A 1,898-nucleotide genomic window follows, 5' to 3' on the forward strand; every position below is an offset into this window, starting at 1 on the left:
CCCGCGACGGCGTCCAGGTGGACATCGACGACTCCACCCTGTTGGCCAGGCGTGCCACCTGAGCGCAGGAGGGCCACGGGCCGGTCGACTGCCTGAGATGAGCCCGCTCGGGTGCGGTCGGGCTCACTCCGCCGACTGGGCCCCGCCCCGCCCCGTGGCTGTCTGGAGCCGGTCGATGTGCTCGGAGGCCTCGGCCTTGGTGAGGTCGGCCGAGAGCGTCTCCCCCGCCTCCCGGGCCAGGGTCTCGAGATAGCTGCGCTGGGCGCCGGTCATCGGCTCGTCACCGGTCACCCAGTCCTCGGGGTCCTTCTCGGTGGAGTTGCCCGGAGCGCCGGCGCCGATCACGTCGTTCGAAGGCATGTTCGATTCGGTCATGTCGCGTCCGTACCCACCGCCGCCCACCTCCACACTCCCTCCCGAGATTCGGCGGCCGAACCGGCGGGCCGAACCGGCGGGCCGAACCGGCGGCGGGTCTGGCCGGCCGGGACGACGAGTGGCGGCGGAGGTATCAAATGTCTGGTCCTCGTCATCTTTCAGGTGGGTCGCGTCGTCACGGTCGACGTCCCCCGCCGTCTCATCTGCAGGAAGGAGGTCCGACCATGTGGGACACAGTGATGCACACCCCCGGCGCCCGGAGCGCCGGCGAGCACCTGTCGCACGACCGCCCGTGCCCGCACTGCGGCCACGCCGGCCATACCTACCTCGCCTGCGGCGACCAGTGCGACTGCCCACCGGCCCTGACGCCCGGCCCGCGCGCCGCCTGAGCCGAGTCCGAGCGCGGTCAGGTGCCGATCAGTGCCTCCATCGCGGCGATCGACGTCGTGGTGGCGACGTGCGGTGCGGGGGTGGCCTCATCTCATATCTGAGATAGCGTGGTCGCCATGAGTGAGGACTACCAGGGCCGGATCGGCAACCTGATCCGCGACGCCCGCAAGCACCGCGGGCTCACGCAGCAGCAGCTCGCCGAGACCCTCGGCACCAGCCAGAGCGCCATCAACCGCATCGAGCGCGGCCACCAGAACCTCTCGCTGGCAATGATCGCCCGCATCGGGGCGGCCCTCGACTCCGAGATCGTCGCCCTGGGCGCCGGCCCCACGCACCTGCGCGTGGACGGCCCCACCACCCTGTCCGGCTCGATCGACGTCAAGACGTCGAAGAACGCCGGCGTCGCGCTGCTGTGCGCCTCCCTGCTCAACAGGGGTCGTACGACGCTGCGCAAGGTCGCGCGGATCGAGGAGGTCAACCGGCTGCTCGAGGTGCTCAACAGCCTCGGCGTGCAGACGCGGTGGTTCAACGGGCACGACCTCGAGGTGATCCCGCCCGCTGAGCTCGACCTGGGCAACATCGACGAGGCAGCCGCCCGTCGGACCCGCTCGGTGATCATGTTCCTCGGCCCGCTGCTGCACCGCAGCGAGATCTTCGACCTCCCCTACGCCGGCGGCTGCAACCTCGGCACCCGCACCGTCGAGCCGCACATGTCGGCCTTGCGTCCCTTCGGCCTCGAGGTCAAGGCCACCGACGGGATGTACCACGCGCAGGTCAACCGTGCCGTCGGACCGCAGCGCCCGATCGTGCTCACCGAGCGCGGCGACACCGTCACCGAGAACGCCCTGATGGCGGCCGCGCTGCACGAGGGCACCACGGTGATCCGCAACGCCTCCCCCAACTACATGGTCCAGGACCTGTGCTTCTTCCTCCAGAAGCTCGGCGTCGACGTCGAGGGCATCGGCACCACGACGCTGAAGGTCACCGGTCGCCGCGTGATCGATGTCGACGTGGACTACTCCCCCAGCGAGGACCCGATCGAGGCGATGTCACTGCTCGCCGCGGCGATTGTCACCAGCTCCTCCATCACCATCACCCGGGTGCCCATCGAGTTCCTCGAGATCGAGCTCGCC

General features: G+C 70.1%; 3 protein-coding genes. 2 read left to right on the forward strand and 1 reads right to left on the reverse strand.

Annotation, left to right across the window (positions count from 1 at the left end; genetic code table 11):
• Window positions 1–123 precede the first annotated feature (123 nt).
• Window positions 124–375, reverse strand: coding sequence for a DUF3072 domain-containing protein (locus tag RMO85_RS03410; protein ID WP_310526475.1), 252 nt, complete (start codon window positions 373–375; stop codon window positions 124–126).
• A 224-nt stretch (window positions 376–599) separates the two neighbouring features.
• On the opposite strand from RMO85_RS03410, the gene RMO85_RS03415 reads away from it, so the two are divergent.
• Window positions 600–764: a hypothetical protein gene (locus RMO85_RS03415; RefSeq protein ID WP_310526476.1), complete on the forward strand. Its 165-nt coding sequence runs from the start codon at window positions 600–602 to the stop codon at window positions 762–764.
• A gap of 117 nt (window positions 765–881) precedes the next feature.
• The coding region (locus RMO85_RS03420) for a helix-turn-helix domain-containing protein (protein WP_310526477.1) at window positions 882–1,898 on the forward strand (1,017 nt) is incomplete at its 3' end.

It is taken from the genome of Nocardioides sp. (assembly GCF_031422975.1).
GTDB lineage: Bacteria > Actinomycetota > Actinomycetes > Propionibacteriales > Nocardioidaceae > Nocardioides.

Excerpts from the sequence above, each read along its gene's own strand:
- RMO85_RS03410 (WP_310526475.1), bottom strand. The coding sequence starts at position 375 with ATGACCGAATCGAACATGCCTTCGAACGACGTGATCGGCGCCGGCGCT.
- RMO85_RS03415 (WP_310526476.1), top strand. The coding sequence starts at position 600 with ATGTGGGACACAGTGATGCACACCCCCGGCGCCCGGAGCGCCGGCGAG.